The organism is Sediminibacter sp. Hel_I_10 (genome assembly GCF_000688335.1).
Taxonomy (GTDB): domain Bacteria; phylum Bacteroidota; class Bacteroidia; order Flavobacteriales; family Flavobacteriaceae; genus Psychroserpens.
This window is the reverse complement of sequence record NZ_JHZX01000001.1, coordinates 3,459,909-3,478,342: the sequence shown is the minus strand read 5'-3', so window position 1 is coordinate 3,478,342 and position 18,434 is coordinate 3,459,909. Positions and strand designations below refer to the sequence as shown.

The 18,434-nt window shown below is 35.7% G+C and carries 15 protein-coding genes; 2 read left to right on the top strand and 13 right to left on the bottom strand.

Translation table 11 applies throughout. From position 1 onward, the window contains the following. Nucleotides 1-59 precede the first annotated feature (59 nt). The gene (locus P176_RS0115635; protein ID WP_026755585.1) at nt 60-3,509 is read left to right on the top strand and encodes a methylmalonyl-CoA mutase family protein; all 3,450 of its coding nucleotides are present in this window, start codon (nt 60-62) and stop codon (nt 3,507-3,509) included. A gap of 252 nt (nt 3,510-3,761) precedes the next feature. Here the strand turns inward: P176_RS0115635 and P176_RS0115630 are convergent, their stop codons facing one another. Further along, nucleotides 3,762-3,989, bottom strand: coding sequence for a CDGSH iron-sulfur domain-containing protein (locus P176_RS0115630; RefSeq protein ID WP_026755584.1), 228 nt, complete (start codon nt 3,987-3,989; stop codon nt 3,762-3,764). Between the two features lie 476 nt (nt 3,990-4,465). Here P176_RS0115630 and P176_RS0115620 point away from each other — a divergent pair, with 476 nt between their 5' ends. After that, the gene (locus P176_RS0115620; RefSeq protein WP_026755582.1) at nt 4,466-4,780 is read left to right on the top strand and encodes a hypothetical protein; all 315 of its coding nucleotides are present in this window, start codon (nt 4,466-4,468) and stop codon (nt 4,778-4,780) included. A gap of 470 nt (nt 4,781-5,250) precedes the next feature. Here the strand turns inward: P176_RS0115620 and P176_RS0115615 are convergent, their stop codons facing one another. The 12 genes from P176_RS0115615 to P176_RS0115555 all read right to left on the bottom strand — a co-directional run bounded on the left by P176_RS0115615 (nt 5,251) and on the right by P176_RS0115555 (nt 18,081). Next, nucleotides 5,251-5,838: a toll/interleukin-1 receptor domain-containing protein gene (locus P176_RS0115615; protein WP_026755581.1), complete on the bottom strand. Its 588-nt coding sequence runs from the start codon at nt 5,836-5,838 to the stop codon at nt 5,251-5,253. Beyond that, complete coding sequence (locus P176_RS0115610; RefSeq protein WP_026755580.1) at nt 5,838-6,329, bottom strand: TIR domain-containing protein; 492 nt, start codon at nt 6,327-6,329, stop codon at nt 5,838-5,840. Before P176_RS0115610 ends, P176_RS0115615 begins: the two co-directional genes overlap by 1 nt. A gap of 3 nt (nt 6,330-6,332) precedes the next feature. Then, nucleotides 6,333-7,775, bottom strand: a complete 1,443-nt coding sequence (locus P176_RS0115605) for an SIR2 family protein (protein WP_026755579.1) — start codon at nt 7,773-7,775, stop codon at nt 6,333-6,335. 145 nt (nt 7,776-7,920) lie between these two features. Next, nucleotides 7,921-8,748: an IS3 family transposase gene (locus P176_RS0115600; RefSeq protein WP_026755578.1), complete on the bottom strand. Its 828-nt coding sequence runs from the start codon at nt 8,746-8,748 to the stop codon at nt 7,921-7,923. 23 nt (nt 8,749-8,771) lie between these two features. Next, entirely contained in the window at nt 8,772-9,155 is a 384-nt protein-coding gene (locus P176_RS19645; RefSeq protein ID WP_037348990.1) for a helix-turn-helix domain-containing protein, read from the bottom strand. A gap of 272 nt (nt 9,156-9,427) precedes the next feature. Beyond that, nucleotides 9,428-10,039 carry a hypothetical protein gene (locus P176_RS0115590; RefSeq protein WP_037348989.1) on the bottom strand — a complete coding sequence of 204 codons (612 nt, stop codon included), beginning with the start codon at nt 10,037-10,039 and terminating at the stop codon, nt 9,428-9,430. A 218-nt stretch (nt 10,040-10,257) separates the two neighbouring features. Further along, nucleotides 10,258-11,793 (bottom strand): hypothetical protein, encoded by a 1,536-nt coding sequence (locus P176_RS0115585; RefSeq protein WP_026755576.1) that lies wholly within the window; start codon nt 11,791-11,793, stop codon nt 10,258-10,260. Between the two features lie 917 nt (nt 11,794-12,710). Then, nucleotides 12,711-13,235 carry a hypothetical protein gene (locus tag P176_RS0115580; protein WP_026755575.1) on the bottom strand — a complete coding sequence of 175 codons (525 nt, stop codon included), beginning with the start codon at nt 13,233-13,235 and terminating at the stop codon, nt 12,711-12,713. 187 nt (nt 13,236-13,422) lie between these two features. Next, nucleotides 13,423-14,013, bottom strand: coding sequence for a hypothetical protein (locus tag P176_RS0115575; protein WP_156033121.1), 591 nt, complete (start codon nt 14,011-14,013; stop codon nt 13,423-13,425). Nucleotides 14,014-14,785: 772 nt separating this feature from the next. After that, nucleotides 14,786-16,255, bottom strand: coding sequence for a T9SS type A sorting domain-containing protein (locus P176_RS0115565; protein WP_026755573.1), 1,470 nt, complete (start codon nt 16,253-16,255; stop codon nt 14,786-14,788). 288 nt (nt 16,256-16,543) lie between these two features. Then, the gene (locus P176_RS0115560; RefSeq protein WP_156033119.1) at nt 16,544-17,068 is read right to left on the bottom strand and encodes a hypothetical protein; all 525 of its coding nucleotides are present in this window, start codon (nt 17,066-17,068) and stop codon (nt 16,544-16,546) included. A 185-nt stretch (nt 17,069-17,253) separates the two neighbouring features. After that, nucleotides 17,254-18,081, bottom strand: coding sequence for a hypothetical protein (locus P176_RS0115555; protein ID WP_156033117.1), 828 nt, complete (start codon nt 18,079-18,081; stop codon nt 17,254-17,256). Nucleotides 18,082-18,434 lie beyond the last annotated feature (353 nt).

Genomic DNA, 18,434 nt, shown 5'->3' with positions numbered 1-18,434 from the left:
CCTTCTATATTTTTGAATAATCCGTAAATTCGCAGGACTAATACACTAGATCATTACGAATGAAGCAAGTTGCACCCTATACCCCAAAACATAAAGTAAGAATCGTTACCGCCGCCTCCCTATTTGATGGCCACGATGCCTCTATTAACATCATGCGCCGTATCATACAATCTACTGGCGTAGAAGTGATTCACCTTGGGCATGACCGCAGTGTTGAAGAGGTGGTGAATACTGCCATTCAAGAAGACGTGAACGCTATTTGTTTGACCAGCTATCAAGGTGGGCATAACGAATACTTTAAATACATGCACGATTTACTAAAAGAGAAAGGTGCCAGCCATATCAAGATCTTTGGTGGTGGCGGTGGCGTGATTCTGCCTAGTGAAATCAAGGAGCTGATGGATTACGGGATTGACCGGATCTACTCCCCAGATGATGGTCGGGAAATGGGGCTACAGGGCATGATCAATGACTTGGTACAACAATCTGACTACGCCATTGGCGATACCTTAAACGGTGAATTTGATATTCTGAAAGATAAAAACCCAAGAGCGATTGCTCGGGTGATCTCTTCTGCAGAGAACTTTCCTGAGGTGGCCAAAGCCACGCTCGATAACATCCATACCAAAAATAAAAGCACCCATACCCCTGTTTTAGGGATTACCGGTACTGGAGGTGCTGGTAAGTCGAGTTTGGTAGATGAACTGGTACGTCGCTTTTTAGTGGATTTCCCTGAAAAGACCGTGGGGATTGTTTCAGTAGATCCTTCAAAACGCAAGACTGGCGGCGCGCTTTTGGGCGACAGGATTAGGATGAATGCCATTAATAACTCTAGAGTGTACATGCGTAGTTTGGCCACGCGCCAATCTAACCTAGCACTTTCCAAATACGTGAACGAGGCGGTTGAAGTCTTAAAAGCGGCAGAATATGACCTCATCATCTTAGAAACCTCTGGGATTGGACAAAGTGATACCGAAATTATTGAACACAGTGATGTCTCGCTCTACGTGATGACTCCAGAATTTGGTGCTGCCACACAGTTGGAGAAGATTGACATGTTGGACTTTGCCGATTTGGTAGCCATCAATAAATTTGACAAGCGCGGTTCTCTAGATGCCCTTAGGGACGTTAAAAAACAGTACATGCGCAACAATCACCTTTGGGATATCCCTCAGGATGAGCTCCCCGTATTTGGTACCATTGCCTCACAATTTAACGATCCCGGGATGAACACCCTCTACAAAGCCATTATGGATAAGATTGTAGAGAAAACCGAAGCCGACTTAAAGTCGACCTTTCACATTTCCGAAGAGATGAGCGAAAAGATCTTTGTGATCCCGCCGTCCCGTACCCGATACCTTTCGGAGATTGCAGAAAACAACCGTGCTTACGATAAAACCACCGACGACCAAGTGGAAGTTGCCCAGAAACTGTATGGTATTTATAAGACTTTAGAATCTGTACTAAACAAAACACCTGTGCTTGACAAGGCTGGGATTGAGAGCGACTCTATTACGGTAGATGCCAGCACCGCTCCCGAAGGTATAGAAAGCACTAAGGATTTTGTACGCTTGTTGGTGAGTGAATTTGACCGTGTCAAACTCAATCTGGACCCTTATAATTGGGAAGTGATTATGGGTTGGGACGAGAAAGTGAACCGTTATAAGAATCCTATTTATAGCTTTAAAGTACGTGATAAAGAGATTAAGATTGAGACCCATACCGAGTCTTTATCCCATAGCCAGATCCCGAAAGTGGCCTTACCAAAGTATCAGGCTTGGGGCGACATTTTAAGATGGACCTTACAGGAGAATGTGCCGGGAGAGTTCCCGTATACCTCGGGGCTCTACCCTTTTAAACGCACCGGTGAAGACCCTGCGCGTATGTTTGCTGGAGAAGGTGGCCCAGAACGTACCAACAGACGTTTTCATTATGTGAGTATGGGCTTGCCTGCCAAACGCCTTTCTACCGCTTTTGATAGTGTGACGCTTTACGGTAATGACCCTGACCTTAGACCCGATATCTACGGAAAGATTGGAAATGCCGGCGTTTCTATCTGCTGTTTGGATGATGCCAAGAAACTCTATTCTGGTTTTGACCTTGCCAATAAAATGACCTCTGTGAGTATGACCATTAATGGGCCTGCACCGATGTTATTAGGCTTTTTTATGAACGCCGCTATTGACCAACAGTGCGAACTGTATATTACAGAACACGGTCTGGAACAAGAGGTGGACGATAAAATCACTGCCATTTATAAAGACAAGGGTATTGAGCGCCCCCGCTATAACGCCGAACTCCCAGAGGGGAACAACGGTTTAGGACTGCTATTGCTTGGGGTTACCGGTGACCTGGTATTGCCTAAAGACGTGTACCAAGACATCAAGGCTAAGACCATTGCCCAAGTGCGTGGGACGGTGCAAGCCGATATCTTAAAAGAAGACCAAGCCCAAAACACTTGTATTTTCTCTACAGAATTCGCCTTAAGATTAATGGGTGATGTGCAAGAGTACTTTATAGAAAACAACGTGCGTAACTTTTACTCGGTCTCTATTTCTGGGTATCATATTGCCGAGGCTGGCGCCAACCCGATCTCGCAATTGGCCTTTACTTTGGCCAATGGCTTTACCTATGTAGAATACTACCTCTCACGCGGGATGGATATTGATAAGTTTGGCCCTAACCTGTCCTTCTTTTTCTCTAACGGGGTAGATCCAGAATACGCGGTGATTGGCCGTGTGGCCCGTAAGATTTGGTCTAAGGCCATGAAGCAAAAGTATGGCGCCAATGCCCGTGCCCAGATGTTGAAATACCATATTCAAACGTCTGGACGTAGCTTGCACGCCCAAGAAATTGACTTTAACGATATTAGAACCACCTTACAAGCACTGTATGCCATTTACGATAACTGTAACTCGCTACACACCAATGCTTATGATGAGGCCATTACCACGCCAACGGAAGAGTCTGTGCGCCGTGCGATGGCCATACAGTTGATTATTAATAAGGAGCTTGGTTTGGCCAAGAATGAGAACCCGATACAGGGCTCATTTATTATTGAAGAGTTGACCGACTTGGTAGAAGAAGCCGTGCTGTTGGAGTTTGACCGTATTACCGAACGTGGTGGGGTGCTTGGTGCCATGGAAACCATGTACCAACGCAGCAAGATTCAAGAAGAGAGCTTGTATTATGAAACTTTAAAGCACAATGGTGACTTCCCTATTATTGGGGTGAACACCTTTTTAAGTTCTAAGGGATCGCCTACTGTGGTGCCCTCGGAAGTGATACGTGCTACCGAAGCCGAGAAGCAAGACCAAATCAAGACCTTGGAAAACCTTCATGAGGCCTTTAAGAATGATATTGCTGCGGTGTTGGACGATGTGCAAACGGCGGCCATACACAACGAGAATATCTTTGCGGTGTTGATGGAAGCGACCAAAGTCTGCTCTTTGGGGCAAATCACCAACGCCCTGTTTGAGGTTGGTGGGCAGTACCGTAGAAACATGTAAGCAGGACACCGCGATTTTGATTTCAAAGAGCTCAAGTGCATCGCTTATCCTGTCATTTGGTGGGATCTTAAAACTAAATACTGAAAAAAGTCCCGTTACCTGCGTATACGGGACTTTTTTATGTTTTATGGAACACCAGGGTATGCTATGCCGTAGCCCCGAGTATGATACGGGTTTGATACGGGTTAGACACGGCTTTGCTACGGGTGAAACCCCTGTTTGGTATGAGGTGTTTAGGGTTGACTCTGGTGTTTACCTCGCCTTCATTGGTGGTAAATCAAAGGCTTTGGCATCGTGCTCAAAATGATTGCGGTGTGCGCCATCACAAAAGGGTTTGTTATTGGACAGACCACAACGGCAAATGCCTAAAACGGTTCTGCCTTGTAATCCATAGGCGTTTCCTTGGGCATCTACGATTTCAAAATCGCCTTCTACTTTTACAGACCCATTACTATTAATGGTCAATTTTGTTTTGCTCATGTTGTTGTTTTTATTAGGGACAAAGTTGGGCTATTTTAGGTCTCGTTTTTTAGATTTTATAGAAAATATTGGCTTAGGGATTCTATTTAAAGTGGGTATAAATAATAGTGGTTATTATAAAGCCCATGCTTTGACGCCCTCTATCGAGGTGTTTTATATGGAATTTGTATGTGATGCTGATAGCACTGCCATATCCCCTATTTGTTTTTGTTTGGAATTATTTTAGTTGTCTGGGTTTACTGTTGACAGGTTTTTATTGAGGACTTGCTTTTGACAGCTTACTGTTGATGGTTTACTTTTGACGGTACTCTGTTGATGGCTTACTGTCGACAAATTATTGTTGGCGACTTACTGTTGAGGGCACTCGTTGCAAACGAGCGCTAGCGAGGCAATATTATCAACAATTGTTAATTCTATAAAAATGAGAGTATTAAATTATTAAATATCTTTGACTCATAATTTTAAACTAAAGGCTTATGAATACTTATTTTAAGGAAATTGAAAACAGCAATTATTATACAGATTTATACAACAGCATAGGAAGGAAATTATCCAATGGAAACTATTATTCGTGTAACAAGACTTATAATCCAAATCATTCAATTTTAGATAATGGTAGAAATTTTGATTGTAAAGTTATTGTTGATAATATTTACGATGTAAAAACTAAAGAATTGATTTACAGGGTTGAAAGGCACCTTGGAAATAATACAGATTACTTTACGTACGAAATATTTAATGTTAAATTGAATCATCAGGTAGAATCAATACCGATTTATATTGAATATTGAAAATTGAAATTCAATTTTTTTACTTTAGGAATGGTTTAATCTATATGTATTAAACATCTGCTCTATAATATAAATCTTCATTGGATGTTTGCCTATTGTCCTTCGAAGTACGTTTGGATTACCTACGGGTGAAACCTAGGTAACTATAGGTTTACTGTTGACGACTCACTGTTAACGGCACTCGTTGCAAACGAGCGCTAGCGGGGGTTTTGCATTTTCTACTGATAGCACCAAAATACAAACTATTTGTTTTTGTTTAGAATCATTTTATTTGGCTGGGTTTACTTTAGACGGATTTATATTGAGGACTCGCTTTTCACAGCTTAGTGTTGATGGATTACTGTTGACGGCACTCGTTACAAACGAGCGCTAGCGGGGGTTGTCCGCTTAAAATAAATGTAGCTAAAAACATCGAATATCGATTAAGTAATTAGCCGCAATTGGCCATACGCATTGTTGGCGGTAGTACTTTATCTTTTCAGCCAATCCTCAATTTTCGTATAATAACTCGTTCCATCTTCATTCCTTGGTGATATAACATAATATCCTTCATCAAAATATCCTCCAATTCGTCTTGATACGGAATTTCTACTTACGTATTCAATTCTTGGATAGATTTGTAGGTATTCATTACCCGAAAAACTGAAACCATCATCTCTAACAGGAAATAGTGCAATATTTCTATCAAATTTATGTGAATCTCCAAATCCTAATTCCCAATTGCACCATTTTGAATTAATTGCTCCTTCTGTTGCTAAAAAAATAAACTTATCGTTTTCTTTTATTTTTAGTTTAATTCGAGTGGCAGTTTTTCCAGAAGTAGTTTTAGGCATACCTTCATCAAGCCAATCAACATAAACATTTACATTAATTTTTTTCAAAAAAGAAATGACACTATCTAATTCTTTTCTTTCATCGTGCTTGTGTGATAAAAAAATTGTGGTTTTTCCAGTTTTACTTTCTGAAGAAAACTCATTTAGACTTTCCGTTACTGCTTTTGAAAAATATCTCGTTGAGTTTCTAAACTCATAAAGTTGTGATTTACTTAGAACGCTCATTAGTTATTTTTCCTTATTTCTATGGCTTCTTCAATCCAATCTTCAATATTCTCCTTAATGTAACTATATACATTAGTGCTCGTTTTGTATGGTGGATTATAACATTTTACTACTGATGATAATTTTTTTGAACCTAAAGTAAAATGTTCAAATGGATTATTTCCTTTGTTGGATTGTTCTCCATTACTATTTTTTAAATTGTGAATATTAATACCTAACAGTCCTTTTTTTTCTGTCCAAGCTCGTTCTATTTCGTAGTCAATCCATTTCCTTTTTGCCGTATCCTGACCAACCAAAACAATAACACAAGATTTACCTTTCATATTGTCATTAATCCATTTTTTGATTGCAGTTGCTCCACCATTTGTAACTTCTTCCCACTTATTAGCTGTTACAACCTTGTTTCCTTCTATTTTGCCTATACTTCTAACAGTTGATGCTCTCCAATTATCAGGTTTGTAATGAAAGCTTGTAAATACGTTTCTTGCCATAGTTTATTTGTTTATTGTTTTTAATAGTTCTATAATCACTTTCAATTTTTCCGACATTGAAACCTTATCGTCTGCTAATTTTTTAAGATACGGTAAAACAACTTTTGGTTTTTGATAATATTTATCGGGTTGCTTTAAGATTGTTTCAAAAATTGTTTTTGAAGCATAGTTGGTAAAGGCTATTGGAATGCATATATTTCCATTATGATGTGAGATTTCAAATTCACGAATTACACCATTTGCTTCAACAATTTTGCCCTCTTTTAATTTGTTTCCGAAAACAAAAATTGATATTCCACTCAGAGAAATCATTTTTTGTCTATAATCCTCCCACAATTCAGGAAGTTTTTTATTGCCAGATTCAAACTGAGGGAAAGGTTTTAAAATCAACTGACTTTCAGAATATTTTGAAGGTTTCAAATAAATCGCTTCTAAAGCTCCATTAATTACAGAACTTCCAATGCCCCAGCCAAAACCGTTAATAATGCGATAATCTTGTTCAATTATTTTTCTTGATAGTTTATGGATAAAACCTAATGCTTGATTTTTTTCAATTGGGTCATATACTTCTGCACTACCAGAGATAAATAATGTTTTCTTCTTGTAACGATTTTCAATTTCTTTGAGGATTTCTGTTATCTCGTTATAACTTTCAATTATTAGTGATTTAATTCCATAACGTTTTAAATCGTTTATAATAAGTGTTTGTTTCTTAGTATTGTAATCTAATGTAGCTTTATCTGGATTATTATTATCACTTAGAACGTGTTTCTTTACAAAGCAATAGTGTTGTCTTTTTTGTTCTCTGTATCTAAAATTTAGTCGACTCAGTACGTAATCTAAATTTGGGTCTGTAAAGCTGAAACCTATAAATAAAAAGGTTTTAGTTGTTAATTCGCCTGTAAGTGTATTAATGTATGGTTCGTGAGTTCTGTGATAATCTTCGTATTGTTCTTTTGTTAATATAGCTTCTGAAGGATGGTTTACATCTCCGTGCATTTTATAAATAACAATATCTCGTTTAGGTTTTGTAGTGAGTAATTGATTATTACTATATTTTACATCAACTACTTTATTTTCATTTTGGAATGCTTGTTCAATAAGTTTGTCATAATTTGTTGTCCAAACTGATGATAGTGGGAGACGAGATATTATTTGATGATTCTCTGTTTCTTCAACATTCTCGACAAATTCTTCAAGTATTTTTCTGTTAATTTTAGAACGAGTTCGATTCTCATTTACGTGATATTGGGCTAATGATACAAGGTCTGTTTCATTTGATATACTAAGTCCGAGGTCTTGAGCAATTTCATCCATTAATTCTGACCAATTTACATAACCTGCAGGTATTGATAATCCTGCACCTGCAAATATGGAAGCACTGCCTTCATTTAAATCTTTGACAAAATCTTTGATAAAAATTTCTATTTCATTCTTGAATTCCATATGTTTCTTGTGTTCTGTCTTGTCCTGAAATAGGTTGACCATTTTTTGGGTTAAAAAGTCATTATAAATGTCTAAAATTTACAGGGAACATTGACAACTTTTTTCAAATAATTCCCTTCGGGTTTTAAAAAAGTTGCCAACATTCCTAGGCCGTTTTCTTTCTGTATGACCTGTACTTTATTGGGTTGTATTTCTTGTGGATACATTCAGGTGTTTCGAGCCCCAGGCTCCAATGGATTCTTTGCTGGTTGTATATCCGTGTTGCCTGTTTCATGATTAGCCTTGCGATATCTACGCTCTTGATTGTTTTCTTGAGTCCGAACTCATACTTGAGTATCCCGTTTATCCTTTCTGCCACTGCGTTCTCATAAGGGTCATACTGCTGGGTTGTGCTAAGTATAAAGTTGTTTTTCTCTGCAAAATCAGTGAACTCTGGACAACAGTACTGTATGCCCCTGTCCGAGTGGTGAATGATGTTCTCGTGCTTGAATTCCATGTTCTTTATGGCCATGTCCAGAGCCTTTACGACCAATGTGGCCCTCATATTGTCGTCCAATGCCCAACCCATTAGTTTCTTAGAGTAGGCATCTGTTACCAGTGCCAAATAAGCGTGACCGTCATCTGTTTTTATATAGGTTATATCGCTGACAAATACCTGTTCGCTATGGGTAATTTCCAAGTCTTTTATGAGGTTTGGAGATTTGTATAACAGATGTTTGGAGTCTGTTGTAATATGATAGCGTTTGTTTTTTTTGATCAGCATTCCATAGGATCTTAGTAGGTCGAACAATGCATCTCTTCCCATTTTTATGTTGTTTTCCCTAAGTTCGCTCCCAATGTACTTGATCAATTTTCTACAACCTGATCTATAGTGGATCTTTCTTTTCTGACGCACAAGGTCCAGGACTGTTTGATCTCTTTTTTCTTTATCATGATTTGCCTTTAGACGTTTATAGTACGCCTGTTTGCTTATCCCGAAGCATTGATAGAGCCATTTTACCTTGTAAGGTCTTTTCTCTTTTTCTCTATCTCTTTTACTAATGCTTCGGGCAAGTACTTTTTTGAGAGATGCTCTCCCGTAACGTTTTCAAAGTCAGCTATCACGTCCTGTTGGAAGTCCTTGACGAACTCAAGTTCCTCGATGCGCTCTTTAAGTTTTTTGATTTCTTGGTTTTTACTCATTGTATTGGATTTGTTCTCGAAGTTACTCAATTTCTTGATCCAATACTCAATGGAGCTTCTGGGAATATTGTACTTGTTTGCAGCGTGATTGACGGAGGTCTGTCCGTTTGCAATTTCGTCAATGATGGAAAGTTTCAGGTCGAAACTTATTTTTTGGTACTGTTTTTTTCGGCAGGAGCCATTCTTTGGTGTTTCCATAGTGTACTAAAAGTGTTTAATTTTTAGTCAACCTATTTTAGGACGAGAGTTTCCTTTGTATTACCGCCAACGGTTGTGTATAAGAATAGTAGGGCAGTTAATGAGCGCAAACCATTCGGTTGAACACAAGCCGAATTTTTAATTTTTTATTATTATCTTTTTTTCTCAATAAGCCAAATTTAAAAATTTGGCAACTTCGCAAATGTGACATTACCATTAGGTTAAGCACTCATTGCCCTATTATTTTTATACGTTGTTGTAAAACGTTATTTTCAGAACTTGATGTCCGAAATTTTTTCATCTTTATAATATAGTTGGTATACTAAATTAGTATTCTTTGCTAACAACGTAAAGAACAACTCGCCAGTAAATTTTTTATATCTCGTTTGTCCAAAATATAGAACGCTAAGGTTTGGATTTTTTTTTGTTCCAAAATTTACCGGTATTTCAAAATTCACGTACCCATCAATATCATAATCATTAAAAATGTCTTTTTCAGACTTATCGAATGGTGGTCCATAATTTATTGGATTACCCTTTTTATCAAATAATTCAGTTTTTCGGTAAGGGATTAATTCAGGAGACCCTATGAAACCAGTATATCCTTTATAATCAGCTAATCGATATCTAATTTTGTTTTCTTCGTCTATTAGGGAAAACCCACTTAGTCTGGTTTTATTATCCTTTGGGGATTTTATTTTCGTTTTAATCATCACTTTTCTTAACTCGTCACTTTTGACTTTTAGCTGTCGTATCCCAACAACACTAACATTATCAACCAATTTGGATTTTTTAATTTCAATCTCAATATTGTCTTTTGTCGTCATTTGAGAAAATGATGCTATTGATATTAATAATATTAAAACTTGAGTAATTTTCTGCATTTCTATTTTTTAATGTTTTACAACGGTTTTGTATATGGCTCGTAGCGTACAAATTAGCAATTACCTTTCGGTTGAGCACGAGCCGAATTTTATAATTTTCTTATTATCTTTTTTCTCAATAAGCCAAATTAAAAAATTTGGCGGACTTGCAAATATGTCTTAAATTCGATTAAGCAACTAATTAGCTATGAGCTATATACGGTGTTGTACCCAGTTTTTTATTCGCTGTAAATTGTTAGTTCGACATCTCTTTTGCTATATTCTAAAACAATAATTTTGTTATTTTTTTTCCATTTTTGTTTAGTACTATTTTTGTCCGTTTGCAAGTCGTTAGGTTCTCCTAATTTGCCTTTGAGGTAATCTGAAATCCAATCAAATTTTTGTTTGTAAAGTGTTTCTTCCATTTCGCTATTGTTCATTGAAGCAACAACATCTTTAATACTTTGATTTTTGTTTCTGTTTTTTCCCCTTTCAAATTTCACTAACTCTATTTTCTTTTCGTCTTTTGAATAGTAATATATTGTTAATAACCTTAATTCTTTACTCTCAATTTTTCTATAAATTCTTGGCGTATTAACATCTCGACCATCAAGTCGATAAGTTGAAATTTTATGTTTTTGGGTAATATCCGTTGCATTTATCTCTTGCTCAACTTTGTCTATTTGGGTTAAAGTCAATGAGCTAAAATTTGAATAATAATTGTCAAAAGTATTTTCAACCCATTCATTCATTTCATTTTCGCCAAATACTGGTTCTTTATAAATATTGTTGAATTGGGTGACTTTAAAATCATTTTTGTTAATTTCTATAATTCCGTAAACAGAATCCTTGTCTGTTCGGAATTGAACAGATTGAAAGTTGTTATTTTGAATTGGGTTTCTTGTATCGTAATTCCATTGAAAAGGTCTGATTATAGATTTAAATTCGTAAAATGGAACTAACGTTTTGTTTTCTATTGTTCCAATTTTGGTTGAAATACTGTCTTTGTACAAATGGTAGAGTTTCTCGTTTGAAATGAATGATGTTGCTATTGAGAAAGTTGGGTTGAAATAGTCATTATCTTTGTATTCAAATATTACTTCCGCTCCATTTGTAGAATAATTCCCTTCTCTTCGATAACTATTTTCAAGGTCAGCAACAGCTTTTTTATAATCGTAGGGCTCCTTACTTTCATCCAACTCTGTTGGGTCTTTAATTTTCAAAACGGATATACCTGTTGTTAGATAATAATGGTTATTTAACTTATTGATTACTGGCGATGTTGCGCCAATTTCATATTGTTTACCCGTTTGTTTGTCTTTGAACCAAGTTACGCCACCCCATTCTCCAAAATCGAGAGAATAAACAGAATAGTCTTTATCATCGTAATATAAATCAATTCCTTTTTTTGTTTCTATCCAAGTGTTATTTGTTTGGTCAAGATAAAAAGAGTTGTGGTCATAATATTCCGTTGTAAATATTGTATCGTTCTTGATGTACAAATCGTAATAAAAGGTTTGAAGTTTTTTTGGAACATCAATTTGAGATTTTATTTTACCGTCTTTATCGAGAATGTAAAATTGATGATTAGAACCTGAACTAAATTTGTCATTGTCAGTTTTAAAGTAACAATAAAAATTATCGTTGTATTTCAGCCAAGGTCCTGGACTTCCAGGAATATTAATTTCAACATTTTTGATATTCACATTCAGTTCTTGAGGTTGGCAAGAAGCTGTTATAAATGTCAAAATTATTATGTGAATTACGGTTTTCATAAATTGGGTACAACGTGTAAGAGTATAATTAGTTGCGTGTCTATTGCACTAAAATAGTAAAAAGAAACAGCATTAAGGCTAAGCGTCAATTTTCCGAATAGTAGAGACCTAGCAATTAATTATACGCAGTGTTAAATACTTTAGCGACACGTGTTGTTTATCAGGATCAGTTATGCCGTAGAGATTGGACAATAACTATCGTCAAAAGCTGAACGACCGAAGGGAGTTCTGCTTTTACCGTTGAAAGGAAAAAAGCGGCTCACATTTCGAGCGGCTTTTTTGCCACGTATCGTTCTCGTAAGGATTACCCAGTGCTTAAATTCCGTAAGAATTGAATCCGTAATAATTCCGCGACATTAATATTCCGTAAGAGTGGATTCGGTAAGAGTTGATTCCGCAATATTGAAATTCCAAAAAGTTGATCATCAAATTATGGCTTTTGATTCAGTTCAGTTTGAAGTCCGTAACGTTTTAAACATCGGCTGTAAATTTTAATTTTCCGTGGACAATTAGACTAGTAATAACGATTTCGGAGCTATTGTATTTAACTCGTTATATCCCATTAAATCTCACTGTTTGTATGGTCAGCTTCGGGATAAGTCAACCTATCAATTGAAATCTATATCCTTATCTATATCCTATTTTTTCTAAAATTTGAGTCTCAAAAAAGTTATCTAGATCAAAGGTCGAGGGTTTTAAATGGATTGGTTTGGTTTGGTTTTCAGTATTATATTCTACAAGAAACTAAAAATACATAACATAACCTATACGTAGATCTACGTATATTTTGAGCGCAGCTGTTAAGGCATTAAAAGATTGGATTTGAAATGGGGTCGATAGCTTCTATTACAAATAGTTGTTGACCATCTCTTTAAAAAAGAACAATAAAAAAAAAAACAAAAAATTCTATTTTGCCTTTAAGGATCTATTCCCACTTCCCCACTATAACTTCCTAAAATCTCAGTACCATCCCAACTAAAATTATAATCAATATCAATTTGGATAATATCGCCCTCAGCATTATAACTTACTGAGTTTACTTGAGCAGCACCAGACAAATTACTACCATTAGAAGTAAAAGCCAAATCTTCTCCAAACGACACAAAAGCGCCATCGACTTTTTCAATGTCTTTTGTAAATTCGATGACACTGCCCAATGCATTTCCTGAATAGGTACCAGGAGTTAATTGGTCGCCCGTGTATCTCAAATCAAAGCGCCCTCTGTTTTCTAAAAAAGAGGCTAAAGATCTATCTGTTGAAGAAAAAATCAATACTTCAATAGGGCTTCCACTACCTCCAGAAGTTGAGTACGCAAAATCTGTGGCATAATTAACGCCATTCACCTTAAAGCCATTTGAGTTATAAGCTGAATCATCATCTGATGAACAGGAGAGGATTGATAAACCAATTACAATGCCTAGTATTACCTTTAGTTGTTTCATTGAATACGCTTTTAGTTTAATTTTTTTGTTCGTTATATCTACTATAATCTAACGATCTCGTATATCCGTCATTTACGGGCTAATATACACAGGCTTTTCGGTTCAATACTGGTTTTGGGAATTTCGCTTGCATACTGACGTAGTCGAATCCGCCGTAATTGCTATTATACATTGTTGTGTAGCGTTATTATTTTCCACCTATTTTTTCCCCTTCTTTTGCATTCAATTTGACTTCACTTAAATAACTCAATATTTTTCCTTTTGAGTCTACATTTCCGACATATCCAAATTCTGGCGAATAATAGAGAACATATTCTTTAGCTTTTTCTTTGTTTCTATTAGTTAATTGTTTGCAATTAACTGTTATACAATTTATGTATTTTTTTGCTGGTGTTTTAAACTTTTTGTCTTCCGCTATTACTTCATAACTCCAACTTTTATCATTTTCCGTCCATTTGTCTCCAAGTTTTGGGTTTACAGGTAGAACTATTGATTCTTCTAATGTTTTTTTGTCAATGTGATAATAGTTTTCAGTTCCTTTTCTGTAATAAGTCGTGTCAACATCGCCCCAACCATATTTTCTGTATTTCACATAATATTCTTTGTCAGCTATAATTTCTTTGTTATTATCAAAAGACTCAAAATAGTAACTTTTTCCATATTTATAGTACTTGGCACTACTTGAATTCTCAAATAGGCTTATGTATCCATCCATTTTAATTTGAGTGAATGAAAACATTGTTATTGATAAAATTAGAATTCCAATTATTTTTTTCATTTACAGTATATTTTTAAATGCTACACAACGCGTCAAATCCCATTAAATCTCACTTTTTGTATGGTCAGCTTCGGGATCAACCAACCTAGCAGTTGAAAGCCGTATCGCTTTTCTATACTCTATTTTACGGAAATTTGATATACGAGATGTATTTTTCATTAAGATATGGGTCTTGAAAAAGCACTATACATCAAAGGTCGAGCGTTTTAAATGGATTGGTTTGGTTTACAGTATTATATTCTACAAGTAACTAAAAATACATCATATAACCTATACGTAGAACTACGTATATTTTAAGGATGGTAGAATGGGGACTGGGGGATGGAATTGTGCTTTAGCTAAGAGCTGTTACTTCTTTTTTAAATCCCTTATAATAATTGCTATATCGGTAATAATTAAAGTGCAACCCACGATTATCAAACCAAATCCCGCAAATAATTGCTTACCACTGATATAAGAACTATCCCAATTTTGATAATTATCAATCATGTGAATTCCTCCATATATCATAAGGATACTTGAAGGATAGATTATCAAACGGGTTAAAAAGGTTTTAATGATTTTTATTTTTTTGTTAATCCTCTATAGCTGCTTGTTATAAATGAAAACTTGGTATTTCTTCTAATTTAGGATAACTCTTTTGACATGAACGTTAGCTTGATTTTAATCAATAATGTAATGGTTTACTTCAAATATATTAGCAGATTCCTTAGCACTATTGATATAAAAAACGCTAAACTTATAGACTTTAATTTAAAATGAATTTACAGTACTATTCTAAAATCAATTTTTTAGAAACTTTTCCTTTGTTTGTTTCCATTGTTACTATGTATAACCCAGACACTAAATTTGAAGTATTTATATTGGACTCTTTAGATGTTAAAAGCAACTGACCTATATTATTGTAAATACTGACACTTTTTAATTTGATGCCACTTTCTATTTTAATTGTGAATTGATCTTTTGCTGGGTTAGGATATAAACTAAACTGCTGGTGTACAAATGAGTCTGTCGTTAATACAGAGCTTAAATTATATACTCTTACATGTCCTGAATCTGTGCCATTTCCATCATTAAAAAATGCCCCTATTGCTAGTATGGAGCCATCTGAAGATAAATCCACAGTATTACCTGATAGATCACCTGCTGCTTCACCATCTATATCATTGCCTATTTGTGTCCAACTACCTGAGATATTTTGATACACACGCACATGACCTGAATCTGTTCCATTTTCATCATTATTAGAGGCGCCTATTGCCAGAACAGACCCATCAGAAGATAAACTTACAGAACTGCCTGATTGATTATCCATTGCTTCGCCGTCTATATCGGCACCAATTTGAACCCAATTATCTGAAATGTTTTTATAAGCACGTACATGTCCTGAAACTGACCCATTACCATTATTATATTGTCCACCAATAGCTAGGACAGAACCGTCTGAGGATAAACTTACCGATTGTCCAAATTTATCGCCTGCTGCTTCACCATCTAAATCGTTGCCTATTTGTATCCAACTATCTGAGATGTTTTTATACACCCGCACATGCCCTGAGTCTTCACCATTACCATCGTTATTTGGGGCACCAATAGCTATTACAGATCCATCAGAAGATAAACTTAGGGCATCGCCTGAGAGATCGATTGCAGCTTCACCATCGATATCAGCTCCTACTTGAATCCAGCTGTCTGAGATATTTTGATACACACGTACGTGGCCGGAATTTGGTCCATTACCATCGTTATTTGAGGCACCTATAGCTACCACAGAACCATCTGAGGATAAGCTTACGGCCTCGCCTGAAAAATCACCAGCTGCTTCACCATCTATATCAGCACCTATTTGGATCCAACTACCTGAAGTGTTAGTATAAATACGTACATGACCTGAGTTTGAACCGTTCCCATCATTAGAAAATGCTCCTATAGCCAACACAGAGCCATCTGAAGATAAACTTACGTCTATGCCTGAGACATCAAAAGTTGCTTCTCCATCGATATCATCACCTACTTGAACCCAAGTGTTTGAGGTGTTGGCGTATACGCGAACGTGTCCTGAATTTGAACCATTTGAGTCATTTCGCGATCCGCCTACAGCCATGACCAATCCATCGGCAGATAGGCTTACTGAGGTTCCTAATCTATCACCAGCAGCTTCTCCATCAATATCGGCACCTATTTGTATTTGACCAAAGCCTAATATTGGGAGTAAAATAATAAGTAAAAAAAAATCTTTCATGACGTTTTATTTTAAAAGCACAAAATAGAGCGTTTAAATTAAAATAATCAACATTTTTTTTATTAAATCGGGATGAACATTGAATCTATTATTTCAAACTCTAGTGCAAGTAAGTTATTTATAAAAACCTGAATTTGATATACGTAGAACTACGTCTATTTTGAGCGCAGCTGTTGAGCGATTAAAAGATTGGGTTTGAAATGGGGTTCGGTGGCTCTTTTTACAAATAGTTGTTGACCATCTCTTTAAAAGAGACATTCAAAAAAAACAAAAAATTCTATTTTGCTTTTAAGGATCTATTCCCACTTCCCCACTATAACTTCCTAAAATCTCAGTACCATCCCAACTAAAATTATAATCAATATCAATTTGGATGATATCGCCCTCAGCATTATAAGTTACGGAGTTTACTTGAGCAGCACCGGACACATTAGTGCCATTAGAGGTAAAAGCCAAATCTTCTCCAAACGATACAAAAGCGCCATCGGCTTTTTCAATGTCTTTTGTAAATTCGATAACACTGCCCAATGCATTTCCTGAATAGGTACCAGGAGTTAATTGGTCGCCAGTGTATCTCAAATCAAAACGCCCTCTGTTTTCTAAAAAAGAAGGTAAATATCTATCTGTTGAAGAAAAAATTAATACTTCAATAGGGCTTCCACTACCTCCAGAAGTTGAGTACGCAAAGTCTGTGGCATAATTAACGCCATTCACCTTAAAGCCATTTGAGTTATAAGCTGAATCATCATCTGATGAACAGGAGAGGATCAAGCAACCCATTAAAATACCTAGTATTATTTTCAGTTTTTTCATTGCATAACGTTTTCGTTTATTTTTTTTAGTTCGTTACGTCTACTGTAATGCAACGTAATTGTGTATGTTTAGTTGTGTTGGTAAGCAACTCAAACAATAAAAGAAAACGAACTAGATAGAAATCGGTAGGATTTTCCGAGTACGCACTAGCCAAATCAATTTATTATACACAGTGTTATAAAACATTATTTTTTATACATCCAATCATCGCTAAAATAGCCGTAACTATAAACAGTAGTTTTGTCATATTCAGTCGCAAAATTTTCTACTTTATCTCTTTTCAAAGTTCCAGTTAAAACAGCATTGGCTTTTGCATTTCCTTCTCCGATATTAGCATTTAGAATTGGTTCCAAAATATTTATCACATTTTTATTCTCATTGAATTCACAAATTTCTCTAATAACAATAACCTGTCTTATTAAGGGTCTATCTTTCTCTTTTAATCTCGCTACTGCATCTGTATATCTTTTTGTGGTATTAATTCCATCGTAGGCGTCACGGATACTGTCTTGTATTCCACCAGTCATAGTATAGGTTTCTATATAAGCTTTAATTACAAGAGAGTTTTTCAGGGCTTTTTCAAAATCGTTTTTTATTTGAAGTTTTGCATCAGCACTTATTTTCTGCTTTTTCAATTCAGCATTCAAGCCAGCAACAATTTTGGTCAGATTGTCTTTTTTCAAGTCATAATCTATTTCAGTTTTTTCAATATTCACTTCATTGCTATCTAATTCTAAAACACTATAAGTATTGTGAAATATATTTTTTCGAATATCAGCACTTCGACCCAATCCAGCATATTTTCCTTTCCCAGAAACATTTGGTCGTTCCTTTTTATAGTTTCTGTAAGTTGGTGTTGCAGAACCAAAACCTGTAGCTCTACAATCGTAATCTGCGCTACTGCCACATATTTTTTCCATTGGAACTTTCTTTTCACTAATCAATATTGTCTTACAACTTGCAAGAAGACTTATTGAAAGAAGCAGTAGGATTGTTTTAAACTTGTTTTTCATATAGATTGTTTTGGTCTTGATTATTACGTCCTACAAGTAACTAAAAATACATATTATAAGCTATACGTAGAACTACGTATATTTAAGCTCTTTTTTAATGAAATTTGTAGTAAAAATCTTAAAAACAAGGTTTTACGGCTCTAAACGTTGGTTTTTGCTGCTATAAAATGAAACTATTAGAAAACTAAACTGAGTTCAAAAAGATGAAGTGGTATTTCGCAATGCTGTATAAGAAAATACTAGGTTAGATATGTAGTTCTCATAGGAATTGTCAACCTAGGAATTGACAAGGTCGAAGTTTTGGAATGATTGGTTGATCTCGGGCATCACTTTTTCAAGTGACTGCAAATAAA